Genomic DNA, 20,365 nt, shown 5'->3' on the forward strand with positions numbered 1-20,365 from the left:
GGCGAGTATGTTTAAGCAATACCTGCAAGTCACGAAACCAGGCATCATCTTTGGCAACCTGATCTCCGTAATCGGAGGGTTCCTGCTGGCCTCTAAAGGCAGCATTGATTACACCCTCTTTATTTACACGCTGGTCGGTGTGTCACTGGTGGTTGCGTCCGGTTGTGTATTTAACAACTACATCGACATGGATATCGACAAGAAGATGGAAAGGACCAAAAATCGGGTGCTGGTTAAAGGCCTGATTGCCCCTTCCGTCTCGCTGGTGTACGCCACCTTGCTGGGTATTGCTGGCTTTATGCTGCTGTGGTTTGGTGCTAACCCGCTGGCCTGCTGGCTGGGGGTGATGGGGTTCGTGGTGTATGTAGGCGTCTACAGCCTGTATATGAAACGTCACTCCGTCTACGGCACGCTGATTGGTTCTCTCTCCGGCGCTGCGCCGCCGGTGATTGGCTATTGCGCCGTCACGAACGAGTTCGACAGCGGTGCGCTGATCCTGCTGGCTATCTTTAGCCTGTGGCAGATGCCGCACTCTTACGCCATCGCGATTTTCCGCTTTAAGGATTATCAGGCGGCGAACATTCCGGTTCTGCCGGTCGTGAAAGGCATTTCGGTTGCCAAGAACCACATCACGCTCTACATCATCGCTTTTGCCGTGGCAACGCTGATGCTCTCTCTGGGCGGTTACGCCGGATATAAATATCTGGTGGTAGCAGCTGCGGTGAGCGTCTGGTGGCTCGGCATGGCCCTGCGCGGTTACAAAGTGGAAGATGACAAGGTCTGGGCACGCAAGCTGTTTGTGTTCTCGATTGTCGCCATCACCTCCCTGTCCGTGATGATGTCCGTAGACTTCATGGTGCCTGATTCACAAAACCTGCTGACTTACGTCTGGTAAGCTATAGCAAGGACATAAAGGGGTGCTTCGGCACCCCTTTTTTATTCATGAAATCTATTAGTAACGTATGTAATATTTGTTAAATAACCGATTATTTACCCCGCCCCTTCCCCGCACTACACTATGGCCTGCTTTTGAACTGAGGTGGTAATGAACGATTATAAAATGACGCCAGGCGAACTGCGTGCGACCTGGGGTTTAGGGACTGTTTTCTCGCTGCGGATGCTTGGCATGTTTATGGTCCTGCCCGTTCTGACCACATATGGCATGGCGTTACAGGGTGCCAGCGAAGCGCTGATCGGTCTGGCGATCGGTATCTACGGCCTGGCGCAGGCAATATTCCAGATCCCCTTTGGCTTGCTCTCCGACCGAGTGGGTCGCAAACCGCTGATTGTCGGCGGGCTGCTGGTGTTTGTGCTCGGCAGCATCATCGCCGCCCTCTCCCACTCCATCTGGGGAATTATTCTTGGGCGCGCCCTGCAAGGTTCCGGGGCGATTGCCGCCGCCGTGATGGCGCTGCTGTCAGACTTAACCCGCGAGCAAAACCGCACCAAAGCCATGGCGTTTATCGGCGTCAGCTTTGGCGTCACGTTTGCCATTGCCATGGTGCTGGGGCCCGTTATCACTCATGCGCTCGGCCTGCACGCCCTGTTCTGGATGATTGCGGTGCTGGCGACCATCGGGATCGCACTCACGCTGTGGGTTGTACCTGACAGTAAAAACCACGTCCTCAACCGTGAATCTGGGATGGTCAAAGGCTGCTTCAGCAAAGTCATCGCCGAGCCGCGCCTGCTTAAGCTGAACTTCGGCATTATGTGCCTGCACATTCTGCTGATGTCCACCTTCGTCGCCCTGCCCGGTCAACTGGCCTCAGCAGGTTTTCCGGCGGCAGAGCACTGGAAAATTTATCTGGTCACAATGCTGATCTCGTTTGTCTCCGTTGTGCCCTTCATTATTTACGCCGAAGTGAAGCGCAAAATGAAACGCGTCTTCGTGGGCTGCGTGGCGTTACTGCTGATTGCCGAGATTGTGCTGTGGGGCGCCGGCCCGCATTTCTGGGAGCTGATCGCTGGCGTACAACTGTTCTTCCTGGCCTTTAATCTGATGGAAGCCCTGCTGCCGTCGCTTATCAGCAAAGAGTCTCCGGCAGGATACAAAGGCACCGCGATGGGCATTTACTCCACCAGCCAGTTTCTCGGCGTGGCGATCGGCGGGTCACTCGGCGGCTGGGTGGATGGTCTGTTTGACTCCCAGACCGTTTTCCTCGCCGGTGCGCTGCTGGTGATGCTCTGGCTGTTTGTGGCCAGCACCATGAAAGAGCCGCGTTACGTGAGTAGCCTGCGGGTAGAAATTCCCGATGACGTGGCAATCGGTGACGCGTTACAACAGCGTCTGGAAGCGACAGAGGGCGTGAGCGAAGTGCTGATTGTCCCGGAAGAGCGCAGTGCGTATGTCAAAATTGACAGCAAAGTGACTAACCGCTTTGAGGTAGAGCAGGCGCTGAAGGCCTGAAAAAATGCCCGGTTTAGCCGGGCATGATTGTCTTAATCGCGGAAGTTTTTAAACTGGAATGGCTGACCGAGATCGCCGCCACGCACCAGCGCCATCACGGATTGCAGGTCATCACGGGATTTTCCGGTCACGCGGATCTCTTCCCCCTGGATCTGCGCCTGCACTTTGAGCTTACTGTCTTTGATAAGCTTCACGATTTTCTTCTGCACGGCGCTTTCAATCCCCTGCTTCAGCTTCGCTTCCACAAACCAGGTTTTGCCGCTGTGAACAAAATCTTCCGGCACATCGAGTGAGGTCCCTTCAATGCCGCGCTTGAGCAGCTTGGCGCGCAGGATATCCAGCAACTGGTTGACCTGGAAATCAGACTCGCTCAGGACTTTGATCGTCTTGTTCGCGTCGTTCAGTTCAATGGTCGCCTCAACGCCACGAAAATCGAAACGTGACTCAACCTCACGGACAGCATTTTCTACGCCGTTACGCGCTTCCTGCAAATCAACTTCAGAAACAATATCGAAAGATGGCATCTTTTCTTCTCCCTTCATTTTTGTTGCGTTGCATAATACCCGCAACGAGGCATAACTAGAAGCTTAGCTGATGGCGCTATACTTAGCGTCATAGCACCTGGCGCCGTTGCAGGTGAGGAGGAACGATGAAAGTAACAGTGCTTGGATGCGGAGCCCTTGGCCAACTCTGGCTTACAGCGCTATGCAAACAGGGACACGACGTTCAGGGCTGGCTGCGAATTCCCCAGCCCTATTGCAGTGTGAACGTGATGGGTACAGACGGTTCAATTTTTAATGAGTCTTTAACGGCAAACGATCCGGAATTTCTTGCCACCAGCGATTTGCTGCTGGTCACGCTGAAGGCCTGGCAGGTCTCCGATGCGGTGAAAAGCCTGGCCGCCCAGTTACCTGAAAGCACGCCAATCCTGCTGATTCACAACGGTATGGGTACCATTGAAGAGCTAAAATCTGTCCGGCAACCGCTGCTGATGGGGACAACCACCCACGCGGCGCGTCGCGACGGTAACGTCATTATCCATGTTGCCAGTGGTATCACTCATATCGGTCCCGCGCGTGAACAGCCCGGCGATTACAGCTATCTTGCGGATACCCTGCAAAGCACGCTGCCTGACGTCGCCTGGCACAATAACATTCGCGCGGAACTGTGGCGCAAACTGGCGGTGAACTGCGCGATTAATCCGCTGACCGCCCTGCTGGATTGCCCTAACGGTGAACTGCGCCAGCATCCTGATCGGGTAGCGCTGATTTGCCGGGAAGTTGCCGCCGTCATTGAACGCGAAGGCTACCACACCTCAGAGTCCGATTTACGTTATTATGTCGACCAGGTCATTGAGAGTACGGCAGAAAATATCTCCTCAATGTTGCAGGATATCCGGGCTATGCGGCATACCGAAATTGATTACATTACCGGTTATCTGTTAAAACGCGCCCGGGCACACGGCATTACCGTTGAGGAAAACAGCCGTCTGTTTGAGTTAGTAAAACGAAAGGAGAGTGAGTATGAGCGCATCGGCACTGGTATGCCTCGCCCCTGGTAGCGAAGAGACAGAAGCGGTCACCACCATTGATTTGCTGGTACGTGGTGGTATTAAGGTTACTACCGCCAGCGTCGCCAGCGACGGAAGCCTGGCGATTACCTGCTCGCGTGGGGTGAAGATTCTGGCGGATGCACCGCTTGTACAAGTGGCGGACGGTGATTACGACATTATCGTTCTGCCGGGTGGTCTGAAGGGGGCTGAGTGTTTCCGCGACAGCCCGCTGCTGGTTGAAACCGTTCGTCAGTTTCATCTTTCCGGGCGTATCGTCGCGGCAATCTGTGCAGCCGCAGGTACGGTGCTGGTTCCGCACGACATTTTCCCCATCGGCAATATGACCGGCTTCCCTGGTCTGAAGGATACAATTCCGGAAGACCAGTGGGTGGATAAACGCGTGGTCTGGGATCCGCGCGTTAACCTGCTCACCAGCCAGGGGCCGGGCACCGCCATTGATTTTGGCCTGAAGATTATTGACCTGCTGGTTGGGCGCGAAAAAGCGTACGAAGTCGCGTCATCACTGGTGATGGCGGCGGGGATTTATAACTACTACGAATAAAAAAGTCGGGTGGCGCAAGGTAAAAGCAAAACGGCAACCCGAGGTTGCCGTTTTTAATGTTTGCGGCCTCTCCCTGTGGGAGAAGGACGGGGTGAGGGCATCAGGCCGCACTCCCCGACAATAAACTACGGGCGATACACCTTCACGTTCGCGAAGCCCTGCTCACGCAGATACAGCGCCTGCAAACGGCTCATGACCCCACGCTCACACCACAGCAGATACGTTTTGCTCTGGTCGAGATCGCCAAACTGGGTGCTCAGCTTGTAGAACGGCAGCGAAACCACCTCCACGCCTTCCACCTGCAACGGCTTGTCATCCTGCTCATCAACAGAACGGATATCCAGAATCGTATCGTTAGCACCAAAGCCGCTGACCGTCTCCACCTCAACCACTTCCTGCTCGGTCTGCTGGGCGATCTCACGGATATCGATGTTGGACGCTTCCGCCACCACTTTTTCCAGGATGCTGAAATCGAAGTTCTCTTCTTCCGCTTCGATCTTCGCCTTCACCGCTTTAATGGTTGGACTTTTTGAGATCACACCGCAATATTCCGGCATGGTACGGGCAAAATCTTCAGTACCGATTTTACGCGCCAGATCGATGATGTGCTCTTTATCGTGAGAGATCAGCGGGCGCAGGATCAGCGTATCAGACACGTTGTCGATAAGACGCAGGTTGGTCAGCGTCTGGCTGGAGACCTGCCCCAGCGCTTCACCGGTGACCAGCGCCTGCACGCCGTAGCGCTCAGCCACTTTGGACGCCGCGCGCACCATCATACGTTTCAGGACCACGCCCATCTGGCCGTCGTCCACTTTTTCGAGGATTTCGCCGACCACCGGCTCAAAGTTGATCGCCACAAAACGCACGCGGTGAGAGCTGCCGAAGCGGTTCCACAGGTAATGCGCCACCTGACGTACGCCGATTTCATGCGCCGCGCCGCCCAGGTTAAAGAAGCAGTAGTGCACGCGGCAGCCGCGACGCATCAGCATGTAGCTGGAGACGCCGGAGTCGAAGCCGCCCGAGATCAGCGACAGCACATCTTCCTGCGTGCCGATCGGGAAACCACCAATACCTTCATAACGACCCTTAACCAGCAGCAGACGATCGTTCTCGATCTCAAGGTTAACGGTGACGTCCGGGTTAGTCAGGCGCACGCGCGCCGTCTCAACGTGCTGGTTCAGACCGCCGCCGACGTAGCGCTCGACTTCAATCGAGCTGAACTCGTGTTTACCACGACGCTTCACGCGCACGCAGAAGGTTTTGCCTTCGATCTGGTCGCGGTACTGTACCAGCGCCTTTTCGAAGATATCGTGCATATCGCTGAACGGAACGTCTTCCACTTCCAGAATATGGTGAATACCCGGGATACGGGTCAGCGCGTCGCGAATATCAAGACGTTTGCTTTCGTCTTTCGCGCGGACTTCAACGTGGTCCCAGTGACGCACCACAGCGAGCGTTTCGTCGTAGTGTTTTAATACGTTACGAATGTTCCCGGTGAGAATTTTAATAAAGCGCAAACGCACAGATTGGCTTTTGATGGTGATTTCAGGGAACAATTTAATGATAAACTTCATGGCGGCAATGTTTCTTAGGCAAGCTTATAAAGGCTTGTAGTGGAAAATGATACAGCAGCCCACACCCGTGGCTGCATCCAGGCGCGCAAGTATACCACCATCGCGCCACTCGCGTTATTTGATAATTGCCCCGAGTCCGTTACCATGTTGGGGCGAAGAATATAAGAGTTAATTCACTATGCCGAAGAAGAACGACGCACCGGCCAGTTTTGAAACTGCGCTGAGTGAGCTTGAGCAGATTGTTACCCGCCTCGAGAGCGGCGATTTACCGCTGGAAGATGCCCTCAACGAATTTGAACGCGGTGTGCAGCTTGCGCGCCAGGGGCAGGTAAAGCTTCAGCAGGCCGAGCAGCGTGTGCAGATCCTGCTTTCCGACAGCGAAGACGCTAAAACCACGCCATTCACACCGGACGCCGAGTAAATGGATTTCTCCAACGCGCTTCAGGCGCGCGTCATCCGCGCCAACGATGCGCTGCGCCGATTCATTGAGCCGCAGCCTTTTCAGAACACTCCACTGGTTGAAGCCATGCACTATGGCGCACTCTTGGGGGGTAAACGCCTGCGTCCGTTCCTGGTATATGCCACGGGCAACATGTTCGGTATCAGCGATAACACGCTGGACGCCCCGGCAGCCGCCGTGGAGTGTATCCACGCCTATTCGCTGATCCACGATGATTTGCCAGCCATGGACGATGACGATCTGCGTCGCGGTCAGCCAACCTGCCATATCAAATTTGGCGAAGCGAATGCCATTCTGGCGGGTGATGCGCTGCAAACTCTGGCCTTCTCCATTCTGAGCGATGCGCCGATGGTTGAAGTGAGCGATCGCGATCGTCTGGCAATGGTGTCCGAACTGGCAATGGCCAGCGGCGTCGCCGGGATGTGCGGCGGCCAGGCGCTGGATTTAGAGGCTGAAGGTCGTCAGGTTACTCTGGAACAGCTGGAGCGCATCCACCGTCACAAAACGGGCGCACTGATTCGTGCAGCCGTTCGCCTGGGCGCGCTGAGCGCGGGTGAACGCGGGCGTAAAGCCCTGCCGACTCTGGACAGATACGCAGAAAGTATCGGTCTGGCATTCCAGGTTCAGGATGACATTCTGGATGTGGTGGGCGATACTGCAACATTGGGAAAACGTCAGGGTGCGGATCAGCAGCTTGGCAAAAGTACCTATCCCGCCCTGTTGGGCCTTGAGCATGCCCAACGTAAAGCCCGGGATCTGATAGACGATGCCCGCCGGTCGCTGAATGAGCTGGCCGCGCAATCGCTGGATACCTCGGCACTGGAAGCGCTAGCGGACTACATAATCCAGCGTGATAAATAAACTATAAATCTCGATGAGCCTTTGATGAGTTTTGATATTGCCAAATACCCGACACTGGCGTTAGTTGACTCCACTCAGGAGTTACGTCTGTTGCCGAAAGAGAGTCTGCCGAAGCTGTGTGACGAGCTGCGTCGCTACCTGCTCGACAGCGTTAGCCGCTCCAGCGGCCACTTCGCCTCCGGACTTGGCACGGTTGAGCTGACCGTGGCGTTGCATTACGTCTATAACACGCCGTTCGATCAGCTGATCTGGGATGTCGGCCACCAGGCCTATCCGCACAAAATTCTGACCGGACGTCGCGATAAAATTGGCACCATTCGCCAGAAAGGGGGCCTGCACCCGTTCCCGTGGCGCGGCGAGAGTGAATATGACGTGTTAAGCGTCGGCCACTCTTCCACCTCCATTTCTGCGGGCATTGGTATTGCCGTTGCCGCCGAAAAAGAGAATAAACAACGTCGCACTGTCTGCGTGATTGGCGACGGGGCGATCACCGCCGGGATGGCCTTTGAGGCCATGAACCACGCGGGCGATATCAAACCGGACATGCTGGTGATCCTCAACGATAACGAAATGTCGATCTCCGAGAACGTCGGCGCGCTGAATAACCATCTGGCGCAGCTGCTGTCCGGCAAGCTTTACTCCTCACTGCGTGAAGGCGGTAAAAAAGTCTTCTCCGGCGTACCGCCGATCAAAGAGCTGCTTAAGCGTACCGAAGAACACATCAAAGGCATGGTCGTACCGGGTACGCTGTTCGAAGAGCTGGGCTTTAATTATATCGGCCCGGTGGACGGCCACGATGTGCTGGGTCTGGTGACGACGCTTAAAAACATGCGCGACCTTAAAGGCCCTCAGTTCCTGCATATCATGACCAAAAAAGGGCGTGGTTACGAACCGGCGGAGAAAGATCCGATCACCTTCCACGCAGTGCCTAAGTTCGACCATACCAGCGGCTGCCTGCCGAAAAGCAGCGGCGGGATGCCAAGCTACTCAAAAATCTTCGGCGACTGGCTGTGCGAAACGGCGGCGAAAGACAACATGCTGATGGCGGTGACGCCTGCCATGCGTGAAGGCTCCGGCATGGTGGAATTTTCCAAAAAATACCCGGACCAGTATTTCGACGTCGCCATTGCCGAGCAACACGCGGTAACCTTTGCTGCGGGCCTGGCGATTGGCGGCTACAAGCCGGTGGTGGCGATCTACTCTACCTTCCTGCAACGCGCCTACGATCAGGTTATCCATGACGTTGCCATCCAGAAGCTGCCGGTGCTGTTTGCTATCGATCGCGCGGGCATTGTGGGGGCTGACGGCCAGACGCACCAGGGCGCGTTTGATCTCTCCTTCCTGCGCTGCATCCCGGACATGGTGATCATGACGCCAAGCGACGAAAACGAGTGTCGTCAGATGCTGTATACCGGTTACCACTATCAGGACGGCCCCTGCGCCGTACGTTATCCGCGCGGTAATGCCCTTGGCGTTGAATTACAGCCGCTGGAAAAACTGGATATCGGTAAAGCTCTGGTGAAACGCCGCGGTGAAAAAGTGGCGATCCTGAACTTTGGTACGCTGATGCCGGAAGCGGCAAAAGTCGCTGAAAACCTGAATGCGACGCTGGTCGATATGCGCTTCGTGAAGCCGCTCGATGAATCTCTGATTCTGAGCATGGCGGAAAGCCATGACGTGCTGGTCACGCTGGAAGAGAACGCCATCATGGGTGGCGCGGGTAGCGGCGTGAACGAAGTGCTGATGGCGAACCGTAAGGCCGTTCCGGTGCTTAATCTCGGCCTGCCGGACCACTTCATCCCGCAAGGCACCCAGGATGAGGCGCGCGCCGACATTGGTCTGGATGCCGCCGGTATCGAAGCCAAAATCCGCACCTGGCTGGCCTGATCCCTCCCCTTTTCTGCTCCTGCTATGCTTAAACGTATTGTTTAAACAGCAGGAGCGGAACCATGCAATACACGACATTAGGAAAAACGGACCTTAAGGTGTCCCGGCTTTGCCTGGGATGCATGACGTTTGGCGAGCCTGACCGGGGAAATCATGCCTGGACGCTGCCGGAAGAGAGCAGCCGCCCCATCATCAAGCGCGCCATTGACGGCGGCATCAACTTCTTCGATACCGCCAACAGCTACTCCGACGGCAGCAGCGAAGAGATTGTTGGCCGCGCCCTGCGAGATTTTGCCCGTCGTGATGACGTTGTGGTTGCCACTAAGGTGTACTACCCGTCAGGCGACCTGGCGGAAGGCCTTTCTCGCGCGCAGATCCTGCGTTCTATTGATGACAGCCTCAGACGCCTGAACATGGATTACGTCGACCTGCTGCAAATCCACCGCTGGGATTACAACACCCCGATCGAAGAGACGCTTGAAGCGTTGAACGACGTCGTGAAAGCCGGTAAAGCGCGCTACATCGGCGCATCGTCCATGCATGCCTCACAGTTTGCCCAGGCGCTCGATCTCCAGGCGCAGCACGGCTGGGCGCGCTTTGTCACCATGCAGGATCACTACAACCTGATTTACCGGGAAGAAGAGCGCGAGATGCTGCCGCTCTGCTACCAGGAAGGCGTGGCGGTGATCCCGTGGAGCCCGCTGGCGCGCGGAAGGTTAACCCGTCCGTGGGGCGAAACCACCGCCCGGCTGGTATCGGACGAAGTGGGTAAAAACCTGTATGACGATACAGAAGCCAGCGATGCGTTAATTGCCGAACGCTTAGCCGGGATCGCCGACGATATCGGTGCAACGCGCGCGCAGGTGGCACTGGCGTGGCTGCTGAGCAAGCGCGGTGTCGCCGCGCCGATCGTGGGCACATCGCGGGAAGAACAGCTGGATGAGTTGTTGAGTGCGGTGGACTTATCGTTGACGCCGGAGCAGATTGCCGAGCTGGAGACGCCGTATCAGCAACATCCGGTGGTAGGGTTTAAATAAAAAATTCAGGGAACAAAATCCGTAGGCCGGGTAAGCGCAGCGCCACCCGGCAATACAGAGCGCACAAAATTACGCGAAGTGATCGTACCCTTTCCAGTCAAGCGTAACCGGGGCGCCGTCGCGGACAAACAGCAGCCCTTCACTTTCCGGCATCACCTGCCCGATGCAGGTAAATTTCGCCCCCAGATGCGCTAACGCCACATCCAGTGTTCCGCGATTCAGCTCAGGCACCGTGAAGCACAGCTCATAATCTTCTCCACCGGATAACGCCCATCGCAGCGCCTGCTCAGGCTCGGCATGGCGACGCAACGGCTCTGACAGCGGGAACAGATCCAGATCGATCCGCGCGCCCACGCCGCTGGCTTTCAGGATATGGCCGAGATCGGAGATCAGCCCGTCAGAGAGATCGATAGCCGAACTGGCCCGCTCGCGCAGCGCCTGGCCGTGCAAAATACGCGGCGTTGGCCGCAGATGGCGCTTCACCAGGTACGCCGCATCGTCAGCATCTTCAACCGTTAAACGGTTCTGAAGGATTGCCAGCCCTGCCGCGCTATCCCCCGGCGTACCGGTCACGTAGATCCAGTCGCCCGGCTTTGCGCCCGAACGTTTCAGCGCGCGCCCGGCAGGCACATAGCCGTGGATTGCCAGGGTCATCGACAGCGGACCGGCAGTGGTATCACCGCCAATCAGCTGCATATCGTAATAATTCAGCTGCTCAAACAGGGCATCGCTGAAGGCTTCAAGCCAGGCTTCATCCACCTCTGGCAAGGTCAGAGCCAGCGTCAGCCAGGCCGGGTCGGCGCCCATTGCCGCCAGATCGCTGACGTTCACCGCCAGCGCTTTATACGCCAGATCGGCAGGATCGATGTCGGGCAGGAAATGTCGCCCACACACTAAGGTGTCGGTGCTGATTGCCAGCGTCTGTTTTTCGGGAATATTGAGAAGTGCGCAGTCATCGCCAATGCCGGTTTCAACATCAAGACGAGAGGTTCTGACACGGTCGAAATAACGGGCAATCAGGGAGAATTCGCCGCATGCCATACGTTATGCCTCAGCAAATAAAAGAAAAAACCGGAGCCGCACTGCCCGTCAGGCAATGCAGAACTCCGGTTTGCGGATCACTTTTTGTGGGGACGGATCGCAGGTGCGGCTTTATCCAGCACGCCGTTAACAAACTTGTGGCTGTCTTCAGCGCCGAAGGTTTTCGCCAGTTCGATCGCTTCGTTGATGGCCACTTTGTACGGCACATCATCACGTTTAGACAGCTCAAACAGCGCGATACGCAACACTGCTTTTTCGACCTGGCCCAGCTCTTCGAGCAGACGGGACAGGTATGGCTTCATCAGACCATCGAGATACGCGCTATTAGTCGCCACTCCCGACAGCAGTTCACGGAAGTACAGAACGTCAACGTCTTTCACGTCCTGTTCTGACAGGAACTGGTATTCAACATCAGCGATGTCGTTCTGGGACAACTGCCAGGAGTAAAGTGCCTGGACGGCACATTCACGGGCGCGGCGACGAGCAGCAGGTTTCACGGAATTCCCCTTACAAAAAAATCAGGCCTTGATGGCTTTCAATACATTGATCATTTCAAGCGCGGTCAGTGCAGCTTCTGCACCTTTGTTACCGGCTTTGGTGCCAGCACGTTCGATGGCTTGTTCAATACTTTCGGTGGTCAGCACGCCGAACGCGACAGGAATTTCAGCATCCTGCGCAACGTGCGCCAGACCATTGCTTGCACCGCCCGCAACGTATTCGAAGTGCGCAGTGCCGCCACGAATAACAGTACCCAGCGCAATCACCGCGTCGTATTTACCGGTTTTCGCCAGCGCGCCCGCTGCCAGTGGCAGTTCGTAAGCACCTGGTACCCAAACGACGGTAATGTTGTCATCTTTAACCTGGCCGATACGTTTCAGGGCGTCAACCGCACCTTCCAGCAGGCTATCATTGATGAAGTTGTTGAAACGCGCAATGGTGATGGCGACGCGAGCGTCCGGGGTAGCTACAGCAGCTTCAATAATGTTCATACTCTTCCTTTACGGGTTCATTTGGCCCCGCAGGGGGGCGGATTTTATCATAATACTTTGCGTACTGCTTCCCTATTTCAGGAGCAATTACGCTGTCGTTAAATGGAGGCAGACATCCGGGCCTACCGGACGAATCTCACTGAATGAGAGTTGCGGCGCATCGGCCAGTTTTTCAAGGCCGGGCAGCACAAACAGGCCGCGCGCGTCGTTACCTAACAGTTTAGGCGCAACGTAGACGAGAAGCTCATCCACCAGCCCCGCCTGAAGCAGTGCGCCGGCGAGCGTCGGACCGGCTTCAACCCAGATGCTGTTGACCTGCTGTTTGCCGAGCAACATCATCAGCACCACGAGATCCAGATGCCCGTTATGTTCCGGCACCGTAATGCTGCGCACGCCTTGCGGCCATTCGCGCGTATCTTCTTTGGTGCGTGCAATCCAGGTTTCCCCCGGCTGCTGCACGATGCGGTGCTCCGGCGTCACGCGGTTCTGGCTATCAATAATAATGCGCAGCGGCTGACGCAGGTTCTCCTGCGGATAGAGCGCCTGCGTATCTGCATTCAGCTCTTCCCAGCGTACGGTCATGGCCGGATCGTCAGCCAGTACCGTTTCACTGCTGGTGAGAATAGCATGGCTTTGCGCGCGCAGACGTTGCACATCGCGCCTTGCCTGTGGCGAGGTGATCCACTGGCTCTCGCCGTTCGCCATCGCCGTGCGGCCATCCAGTGACGCGCCAAGCTTAAGCTGGATAAACGGGAAGCCGGTGCGCATACGCTTCAGGAAGCCTTTATTCAGGGCTTCCGCATCCTGCATCATCAGGCCGTGGCTGACGTCGATTCCTTCCTGTTGCAGACGATACAGTCCGCGGCCCGCTACCTGCGGGTTAGGATCCTGCATGGCGGCGACAACGCGCGAGACGCCCGCCGCAATCAGCGCTTCACAGCACGGCGGCGTACGCCCATGGTGGCTGCATGGCTCCAGCGTCACATAGGCCGTCGCGCCACGCGCTTTCTCCCCCGCCATGCGCAAGGCATGCACTTCAGCATGCGGCTCGCCTGCGCGATAGTGAAAACCTTCCCCCACGATCTCACCATCTTTAACAATGACGCACCCGACATTGGGGTTAGGGTGAGTGGTAAACCGACCGCGCTGCGCCAGCTTCATGGCTCGCGCCATGTACATCTCGTCGTGCATGGTCTTAATCCTGTAAGCGGGCGATCTCTTCGCCAAACTCTTTGATGTCTTCGAAGCTGCGGTAAACGGAGGCAAAGCGGATATAGGCGACTTTATCGAGCTTTTTCAGCTGTTCCATCACCAGATTGCCGATCATTTTGCTCGGCACTTCGCGCTCACCTAACCCCCGCAGATAAGATTTAATGTGGTTTAACGCCATTTCGACGTCATCGGAGCTGACGGGCCGTTTTTCCAGCGCCTTGAGCATCCCGCTACGCAGTTTTTCTTCATTGAACGGTTCGCGCACATCGTTACTTTTTACCACGCGCGGCATTACCAGCTCTGCCACCTCGAAGGTGGTAAAACGCTCGTTGCACACCAGACACTGCCGACGACGACGCACGGAAGACCCTTCGCCTACAAGACGTGAGTCGATGACTTTGGTATCCACAGCGGAGCAAAATGGGCAATGCATACGATGTCCCTGTTATCTGGTTAACTGATTTCTATTTTACCCTGAACTGGCCCGACAACAAAGGAAGAGCTTTTTGAGACAAAGGATCTATGCCTGACGGCACTATCCTGTCTACCATTGCAGCAATCTGTGATTTCAAGGAATTAAACGCAATGACAAGACGTTACCTGAAAATAGTGCTGGTGGGGAGCCTGTTCACGCTTAGCGCCTGCGCACAGCAAAGCGAAGTCCGCGAGATGAAACAAAGCGTGAGTACGCTTAACGTGGCGATGGACAAACTTAATAAAGAAACCGTGAAGATCACCCAGCAGAACGCGCTGAATGCCAAATCCAGCAATGGCGTTTATTTATTGCCAGGTGCAAACACGCCCGCGCGTCTGAACAGCCAGATTGGCACGCTAAAGATGTCTCTGGTGAATGTTGCAGCGAATGCCGATGGTACTCGCGCAACATTACGCATTCAGGGTGAGTCCAACGATCCGCTGCCCGCGTTCAGCGGCACCGTAGAGTGGGGCCAGATTCAGGGCACCACGGAGAGCTATCAGGAAGTGAACGTGAAGAATCAGCTCTTCACCGCCCCCGCCAGCACGCTGGCGCCGAGCGATGTTGACATCCCGCTCCAGCTGAGCGGACTGACGCCAGAACAGCTGGGCTTTATCCGTATTCACGACATTCAACCCGCCGCGCAATAACCCGCCCTTTTAGCGGAGTGAAATGTCACTCCGCTAACATTTACATTTCGTATGGATTGGCAACATAAATGATTGCCGCTACAATCGCGCCCGTCTAAAGTACGCAAACGTGAACGCAATCGATTACGTATGTGAGAGATATGTGAAACAACACATATTTTTGTGAGCAAGGATTCCTATAATAGGCTCCGCAGAAACACGAAATATTTAGAAACGCAATTCGCGCATTTTTCACTCCCGGAAGGGAATTTCAATCAGTGGCATGATTATGAAAAAAACATTACTCGCAGCCGGTGCAGTTCTGGCTCTGTCCTCCTCTTTCACTGTTAACGCAGCGGAAAACGACAAACCACAATACCTCTCCGACTGGTGGCACCAGAGCGTTAACGTGGTAGGCAGCTACCATACCCGTTTCGGACCGCAGATCCGTAACGATACTTACCTCGAGTACGAAGCATTCGCAAAAAAAGACTGGTTTGATTTCTATGGCTACATGGACGCACCGGTATTCTTCGGCGGTAACACCGACGCGAAAGGTATCTGGAACCACGGTTCCCCACTGTTCATGGAGATCGAACCACGCTTCTCCATTGATAAACTGACTGGTACCAGTCTGGCGTTTGGTCCGTTCAAAGAGTGGTATTTCGCAAACAACTACATCTACGACATGGGCCGCAACAAGTCCGGTCGCCAGAGCACCTGGTATATGGGTCTGGGTACAGACATTGAGACTGGCCTGCCGATGAGCCTGTCCATGAACGTCTACGCAAAATACCAGTGGCAGAACTACGGCGCTGCGAACGAGAACGAGTGGGATGGCTACCGTTTCAAAGTGAAATACTTTGTGCCAATTACCCAACTGTGGGGCGGCAACCTGAGCTATATCGGCTTCACCAACTTTGACTGGGGTTCAGACCTGGGCGATAACGATTTCCGCGACCTGAACGGCAGAAAAGCGCGCACTAACGACTCCATCGCATCCAGCCACATCCTGGCGCTGAACTACGATCACTGGCACTACTCTGTTGTTGCGCGTTACTGGCACAACGGTGGTCAGTGGAACGACGACGCCAGCCTGAACTTCGGCAACGGCGACTTCAGCGTTCGTTCTACCGGTTGGGGCGGTTACCTGGTCGTGGGTTACAACTTCTAATCAGTGCGGGATTGTGCGGGCTGGTGCCCTCACCCCTTCCCTCTCCCACGGGAGAGGGCGCAAACACAAAAAACGGCAACATCGTTGCCGTTTTGCTTTTACCTCGCCACCCGGCTTTTTACTGCTTCACCTTGCGCAAAAAATCCGCCAGCGACCTGTCCGCGCTTTCGCTAAAGTGTCTTTCCGTCAGCGTAATATGCAAACACCGGTCGAGACGGAAGCAGCGATAGTCATCGCGCCGTTCACACCACGCGGCCAGCAGCCAGTGCTCACCCCAGAAGAACAGCCCCAGCGGCTGAACCTCACGCCAGGTTAACTGCCCGGCTTCATCGCGATAGTGCAGCGCCAGCACACGCAGGGCAGAAATTGCCTGGTGGATCACGTCGAAACCACTACGGGAGTGTGGCTGAAGGGCAATATCCGGCGCGTAAATTCGCGTCTGTTCAGCTTTGCGGCGGCTCTCTTCTGGCAGGATCGCCAGCACTTTTTCCTGGGCCGACTCCAGCTCGCGCGACAGCGATTCCCCGCCCCAGGTTTTGAGCAGACGGATCGCCACCATCAGCGCCTCGGACTCCTTGTTGGTCAGCATCAACGGGGGTAAATCAAAACCCGACATTAGCCGATATCCGCTTCCCGCCTCGCCTTCCACCGGCACGCCGGAAAGCGACAGGTCGCGGATATCGCGGTACACCGTGCGCTCGGACACGCCAAGCCTTTCCGCCAGATGCGCTGCCGTTGTCAGACGCCTGCCCCGCAGGATCTGCACAATCTGGAACAAACGGTCAGCGCGTCGGGTCATCGGTTAACTCTCATACCGGTTGATGGAGGCCGACGCGATTACCTTCGCTGTCGGTAAACAGGGCTATAGTGCCAATGCCTTGCGGCAGTTCCAGCGGGCCAAACACGCACTCACCGCCCGCAGAAGCAATACGATCGAGCGTGGCCGCCAGATTGTCAGTATGCAGGTAAATAATAGCGCCCTGCGAAGAGGGTGTAACGCCGTCAAATTTCGCCAGCGCGCCGCCGGTGGCCGGATCCTCGTGCGGGAAAACCGCCAGCTCAGCCACGTCCATCTTCTCGCGCCGCAGCGCGACCTGCATCACCGACTCATAAAATTTGATGGCGCGATCCATATCGGCGACCGGAATTTCAAACCAGTTAATGACACTTTTCATACGTCCTCCTGCCTGTTGTTAGGGTTCAGAAGGAGTCTACGACAGGGCTCCTGACAGCATACTGTCAGGAGTGTTTGTGAGATGCAGACAAAAAAAATCCCGGCCAGCAGGCCGGGATTTCGATACCGCATAAGACGCTTACGGCAGAATGGACGGCTGATCCGCCCCTTCTTTCTCGACTTTCTGCTGGATCAGATGCTCGCGCTTCATGCCCAGCTTCAGCGCCAGCGCGGACGCGACGTAGATAGACGAGGCCGTACCGATAGACACACCGATCAGCATGGTCAGCGAGAAGCCTTCCAGCACCGGGCCACCGAACAGGAACAGCATCAGGATCACCATCAGGGTGGTGCCGGAGGTGATCAACGTACGGTGCAGCGTCTGGGTCAACGACACGTTAAAGATTTCGTACGGCGTGCCGCGACGGATCTTACGGAAGTTTTCACGAATACGGTCAGATACCACGATACTGTCGTTCAGTGAGTAACCGATAACGGACATCAGGGATGCCACAATCGTCAGGTCAATCTCAATGTGGAAGAGGGACAGTATGCCCATGGTGATCACCACGTCGTGCGCCAGGGCGATAACCACGCCTGCCGCCAGTCGCCACTCAAAGCGGAAACCGACGTAAATCAGGATCGAGATCAGCGCCACAAGCAGCGCCATCGCACCGGTCTGCGCCAGGTCAGCACCAACGCTCGGGCCGACAAACTCAATACGCTTAACCGTTGCATCCTGGCTGGTCGTTTCGTTAATAACCTGAACGACCTTGCTGCCCAACTCCTGGCTGCCGTTGGCATCGTGTACCGGCGGCATACGCACCATGATGTCGCGGCTGCTGCCGAAGTTCTGTAGCAGCGGCTCTTCAAAGCCCGCTTTTTGCAGAGACTCACGCATCTGGTCCATATCGACCGGTTTTTCCAGGGTAATTTCGATCACCGTACCACCGGTGAAATCCAGGCCCCAGTTAAAGCCTTTCACGCCCATAATGACGATGGACAAGATCAGCAGAAAACCTGAAATGCCGAAGGCCCAGTAGTCCCAGCGCATAAAGTCCCAGACTTTACGGCCGTGGTTCAATTGTTCAACAGTATATTCCTGTGCCACAACGCACTCCTCAGATAGACAGCTTTTTGACGCGCTTGCCGCCGTACAGCAGGTTCACGATGGCACGGGTGCCGACAATAGCGGTAAACATCGACGTTGCGACACCGATACCGGTAGTAATCGCAAAGCCTTTGATCGCGCCAGTACCCACTGCATACAGGATAAGAACCTTAATCAGTGTTGTTACGTTCGCATCGAAGATGGAGCTGAACGCCCCTTTGTAGCCTTCTTCAATCGCCTGCTGTACAGAACGACCGTTGCTCAGCTCTTCTTTGATACGTTCGTTTATCAGTACGTTGGCGTCGACCGCCACCGCAAGGGTTAGAACGATACCCGCGATACCTGGCATGGTTAGCGTCGCCCCTGGCAGCAGGGACATGATACCGATGATCAGCACCAGGTTGGCAATCAGCGCGGAGGTCGCAATCAGGCCGAACTTCTTATAGAAGAAGATCATGAAGATGATGGACACCGCCAGACCGGCCAGACACGCTTCCAGACCCTGTTTGATGTTCTGCATACCCAGGGTTGGACCGATGGTACGTTCTTCAACAATCTGAATTGGCGCAATCAGCGCACCGGCACGCAGCAGCAGAGAGAGCTGACGCGCTTCGTTCGGGTTGCTGATACCGGTAATACGGAAGCTGTTACCCAGACGAGACTGGATGTTGGCGATGTTAATCACCTCTTCCTCTTTCACCAGCACGGCACGGCCATTGGCGTCTTTCTTACCGCTGTCTTTGTACTCCACGAACAGGGTCGCCATCGGCTTGCCGATGTTGTCCTTGGTGAAGTTAGACATGATGTTGCCACCTGCGCTATCCAGCGAGATGTTAACCTGCGGCTGGTTGTACTCATCCTGGCTTGAAGTGGAGTCGGTGATATGGTCACCGGTCAGGATCACGCGTTTGTACAACACAACCGGCTGGCCTTCGCGGGTCTGCTTCACTTCGGAATCGCCCGGCACACGGCCTGAAGCCGCAGCAGCCTGGTCAACGTTGGAGTTAACCAGACGGAACTCCAGGGTCGCCGTCGCGCCCAGAATCTCTTTCGCACGGGCGGTATCCTGGATACCCGGCAGTTCGACCACGATACGGTCAGCACCCTGACGCTGTACCAGTGGCTCAGCCACGCCCAGCTGGTTTACACGGTTACGCAGAATGTTAATGTTCTGCTGAACGGCGTATTCACGTGCTTCACTCAGACGCGCGTCGGTCATTACCGCACGCAGCTGATTGCTGCCCTGAGAGGTGATCACCAGATCGCGGTGACGCTGAGACAGATAGGTCACAGCCTGATCGCGTGCCGCGCTGTCGCGGAACGTGATGCTCATGCCGTAGTTATCTTCTTTACGTACGGTGGTGTACGGAATGCCCTTATCGCGCAGATCGCTGCGCAGGCTGTCGATGTTCTGTTCCTGTAGCTTGCCGAGCGCGGTATCCATATCCACTTCCATCAGGAAGTGAACGCCGCCACGCAGGTCAAGACCCAGTTTCATTGGCTCTGCGTTCAGCGCAGCCAGCCAGCGTGGGGTTGCAGGAGCAAGGTTAAGCGCCACGACATATTTATCACCCAGCACGCCCATCAGCGCTTCACGTGCGCGGAGCTGCGTGTCGGTGGTGTCGAAGCGAGCAAGAATTGCGCCCTCTTCCAGTGCCACAGACTTAGCGGTAATTTTTTCTTCTTGTAACGTTTTCTGGACCTGGATCAGCGTTTGCTCACTGGCGGCGACACCGCGCGCGCCAGTGATTTGAACGGCCGGATCCTCACCATACAGGTTGGGAAGCGCGTACAGCAGGCCGACGATAATCACGACGACCAGCATGATGTACTTCCACAAAGGATAACGGTTTAACACGGCAGTTCCCTTTGGGAAAAGTTGGGATTACAGCGCCTTCATGGTGCCTTTCGGCAGAACGGCAGCTACGAAGTCACGTTTGATAACCACTTCAGTGGTGTCGTTGAGGGCGATAGCAATGTAGCCGTTTTCCGCTACTTTGGTTACGCGACCCACCAGGCCACCATTGGTCAGGACTTCATCGCCCTTCGCGATGGAGTTCATCAGGTTTTTGTGCTCTTTAGTACGCTTCTGCTGTGGACGCAGGATCATGAAGTAGAAGATCAGACCGAACACAACCAGCATCAGAATCAGAGACATCGGGCTGCCCTGCGCTGGTGCACCCGTTGCTGCTACCGCATCAGAAATAAAAAAGCTCATTC

22 protein-coding genes are annotated in these 20,365 nt (G+C 55.8%); 10 read left to right on the forward strand and 12 right to left on the reverse strand.

Features of this window, described 5'->3' with window-relative positions:
- Positions 1–7: 7 nt before the first annotated feature.
- Both cyoE and ACOTXD_RS07785 read left to right on the forward strand, forming a co-directional pair.
- Positions 8–895, forward strand: coding sequence for a heme o synthase (cyoE, locus tag ACOTXD_RS07780; protein ID WP_003859062.1), 888 nt, complete (start codon positions 8–10; stop codon positions 893–895).
- A gap of 150 nt (positions 896–1,045) precedes the next feature.
- Entirely contained in the window at positions 1,046–2,407 is a 1,362-nt protein-coding gene (locus ACOTXD_RS07785) for an MFS transporter (RefSeq protein ID WP_061855953.1), read from the forward strand.
- A gap of 32 nt (positions 2,408–2,439) precedes the next feature.
- Here the strand turns inward: ACOTXD_RS07785 and ACOTXD_RS07790 are convergent, their stop codons facing one another.
- Entirely contained in the window at positions 2,440–2,931 is a 492-nt protein-coding gene (locus ACOTXD_RS07790) for a YajQ family cyclic di-GMP-binding protein (protein WP_017383179.1), read from the reverse strand.
- A gap of 125 nt (positions 2,932–3,056) precedes the next feature.
- Between ACOTXD_RS07790 and panE the strand changes: the two genes are divergently transcribed.
- Together panE and yajL are read left to right on the forward strand one after the other, a co-directional pair.
- Positions 3,057–3,968 carry a 2-dehydropantoate 2-reductase gene (gene panE, locus ACOTXD_RS07795; RefSeq protein WP_061855954.1) on the forward strand — a complete coding sequence of 304 codons (912 nt, stop codon included), beginning with the start codon at positions 3,057–3,059 and terminating at the stop codon, positions 3,966–3,968.
- Positions 3,931–4,521 carry a protein deglycase YajL gene (gene yajL / locus ACOTXD_RS07800; protein ID WP_003859085.1) on the forward strand — a complete coding sequence of 197 codons (591 nt, stop codon included), beginning with the start codon at positions 3,931–3,933 and terminating at the stop codon, positions 4,519–4,521. The genes panE and yajL overlap by 38 nt, the downstream gene beginning before the upstream one ends.
- A 125-nt stretch (positions 4,522–4,646) precedes the next feature.
- Here yajL and thiI read toward each other — a convergent pair whose 3' ends face one another.
- Positions 4,647–6,095: a tRNA uracil 4-sulfurtransferase ThiI gene (thiI, locus tag ACOTXD_RS07805; protein ID WP_022650463.1), complete on the reverse strand. Its 1,449-nt coding sequence runs from the start codon at positions 6,093–6,095 to the stop codon at positions 4,647–4,649.
- 178 nt (positions 6,096–6,273) lie between these two features.
- Between thiI and xseB the strand changes: the two genes are divergently transcribed.
- From xseB to ACOTXD_RS07825, 4 genes are all read left to right on the forward strand, one after another.
- On the forward strand, positions 6,274–6,516 hold the full coding sequence (gene xseB, locus ACOTXD_RS07810) for an exodeoxyribonuclease VII small subunit (RefSeq protein ID WP_003859094.1): 243 nt from the start codon (positions 6,274–6,276) through the stop codon (positions 6,514–6,516).
- The gene (ispA, locus tag ACOTXD_RS07815; protein WP_061855955.1) at positions 6,517–7,416 is read left to right on the forward strand and encodes a (2E,6E)-farnesyl diphosphate synthase; all 900 of its coding nucleotides are present in this window, start codon (positions 6,517–6,519) and stop codon (positions 7,414–7,416) included.
- Between the two features lie 24 nt (positions 7,417–7,440).
- Positions 7,441–9,303, forward strand: a complete 1,863-nt coding sequence (gene dxs, locus ACOTXD_RS07820; protein WP_023315518.1) for a 1-deoxy-D-xylulose-5-phosphate synthase — start codon at positions 7,441–7,443, stop codon at positions 9,301–9,303.
- Positions 9,304–9,365: 62 nt separating this feature from the next.
- Complete coding sequence (locus tag ACOTXD_RS07825) at positions 9,366–10,340, forward strand: aldo/keto reductase (protein ID WP_017383171.1); 975 nt, start codon at positions 9,366–9,368, stop codon at positions 10,338–10,340.
- A 69-nt stretch (positions 10,341–10,409) separates the two neighbouring features.
- Here ACOTXD_RS07825 and thiL read toward each other — a convergent pair whose 3' ends face one another.
- From thiL to nrdR, 5 genes are all read right to left on the reverse strand, one after another.
- Entirely contained in the window at positions 10,410–11,381 is a 972-nt protein-coding gene (gene thiL / locus ACOTXD_RS07830) for a thiamine-phosphate kinase (protein ID WP_023315516.1), read from the reverse strand.
- A 77-nt stretch (positions 11,382–11,458) separates the two neighbouring features.
- Positions 11,459–11,878, reverse strand: a complete 420-nt coding sequence (gene nusB, locus ACOTXD_RS07835; protein ID WP_006809908.1) for a transcription antitermination factor NusB — start codon at positions 11,876–11,878, stop codon at positions 11,459–11,461.
- Positions 11,879–11,899: 21 nt separating this feature from the next.
- The gene (ribE, locus tag ACOTXD_RS07840) at positions 11,900–12,370 is read right to left on the reverse strand and encodes a 6,7-dimethyl-8-ribityllumazine synthase (RefSeq protein ID WP_003859098.1); all 471 of its coding nucleotides are present in this window, start codon (positions 12,368–12,370) and stop codon (positions 11,900–11,902) included.
- 87 nt (positions 12,371–12,457) lie between these two features.
- On the reverse strand, positions 12,458–13,561 hold the full coding sequence (gene ribD / locus ACOTXD_RS07845; protein WP_022650459.1) for a bifunctional diaminohydroxyphosphoribosylaminopyrimidine deaminase/5-amino-6-(5-phosphoribosylamino)uracil reductase RibD: 1,104 nt from the start codon (positions 13,559–13,561) through the stop codon (positions 12,458–12,460).
- A 4-nt stretch (positions 13,562–13,565) separates the two neighbouring features.
- Positions 13,566–14,015, reverse strand: coding sequence for a transcriptional regulator NrdR (nrdR, locus tag ACOTXD_RS07850; protein WP_003859099.1), 450 nt, complete (start codon positions 14,013–14,015; stop codon positions 13,566–13,568).
- Between the two features lie 152 nt (positions 14,016–14,167).
- Between nrdR and ACOTXD_RS07855 the strand changes: the two genes are divergently transcribed.
- Both ACOTXD_RS07855 and ACOTXD_RS07860 read left to right on the forward strand, forming a co-directional pair.
- Positions 14,168–14,707 (forward strand): DUF3251 domain-containing protein, encoded by a 540-nt coding sequence (locus ACOTXD_RS07855; RefSeq protein WP_050870457.1) that lies wholly within the window; start codon positions 14,168–14,170, stop codon positions 14,705–14,707.
- Between the two features lie 268 nt (positions 14,708–14,975).
- Positions 14,976–15,860 carry a nucleoside-specific channel-forming protein Tsx gene (locus tag ACOTXD_RS07860; protein ID WP_032610182.1) on the forward strand — a complete coding sequence of 295 codons (885 nt, stop codon included), beginning with the start codon at positions 14,976–14,978 and terminating at the stop codon, positions 15,858–15,860.
- Positions 15,861–15,978: 118 nt separating this feature from the next.
- On the opposite strand, the gene ACOTXD_RS07865 is transcribed toward ACOTXD_RS07860, so the two are convergent.
- The 5 genes from ACOTXD_RS07865 to yajC all read right to left on the reverse strand — a co-directional run bounded on the left by ACOTXD_RS07865 (position 15,979) and on the right by yajC (position 20,363).
- Positions 15,979–16,659, reverse strand: a complete 681-nt coding sequence (locus tag ACOTXD_RS07865; RefSeq protein WP_022650457.1) for a helix-turn-helix transcriptional regulator — start codon at positions 16,657–16,659, stop codon at positions 15,979–15,981.
- Positions 16,660–16,669: 10 nt separating this feature from the next.
- The gene (locus ACOTXD_RS07870) at positions 16,670–17,035 is read right to left on the reverse strand and encodes a VOC family protein (RefSeq protein WP_023315514.1); all 366 of its coding nucleotides are present in this window, start codon (positions 17,033–17,035) and stop codon (positions 16,670–16,672) included.
- Between the two features lie 138 nt (positions 17,036–17,173).
- Positions 17,174–18,145, reverse strand: a complete 972-nt coding sequence (secF, locus tag ACOTXD_RS07875; RefSeq protein WP_003859105.1) for a protein translocase subunit SecF — start codon at positions 18,143–18,145, stop codon at positions 17,174–17,176.
- A 10-nt stretch (positions 18,146–18,155) separates the two neighbouring features.
- Positions 18,156–20,003, reverse strand: coding sequence for a protein translocase subunit SecD (secD, locus tag ACOTXD_RS07880; RefSeq protein WP_003859106.1), 1,848 nt, complete (start codon positions 20,001–20,003; stop codon positions 18,156–18,158).
- 27 nt (positions 20,004–20,030) lie between these two features.
- The gene (gene yajC, locus ACOTXD_RS07885; protein WP_003859109.1) at positions 20,031–20,363 is read right to left on the reverse strand and encodes a preprotein translocase subunit YajC; all 333 of its coding nucleotides are present in this window, start codon (positions 20,361–20,363) and stop codon (positions 20,031–20,033) included.
- Between the last annotated feature and the right edge of the window lie 2 nt (positions 20,364–20,365).

Origin of the sequence: Enterobacter cloacae complex sp. CDL013, assembly GCF_049238805.1 — a bacterium.
Taxonomy (GTDB): Bacteria; Pseudomonadota; Gammaproteobacteria; order Enterobacterales; family Enterobacteriaceae; genus Enterobacter; species Enterobacter hormaechei_C.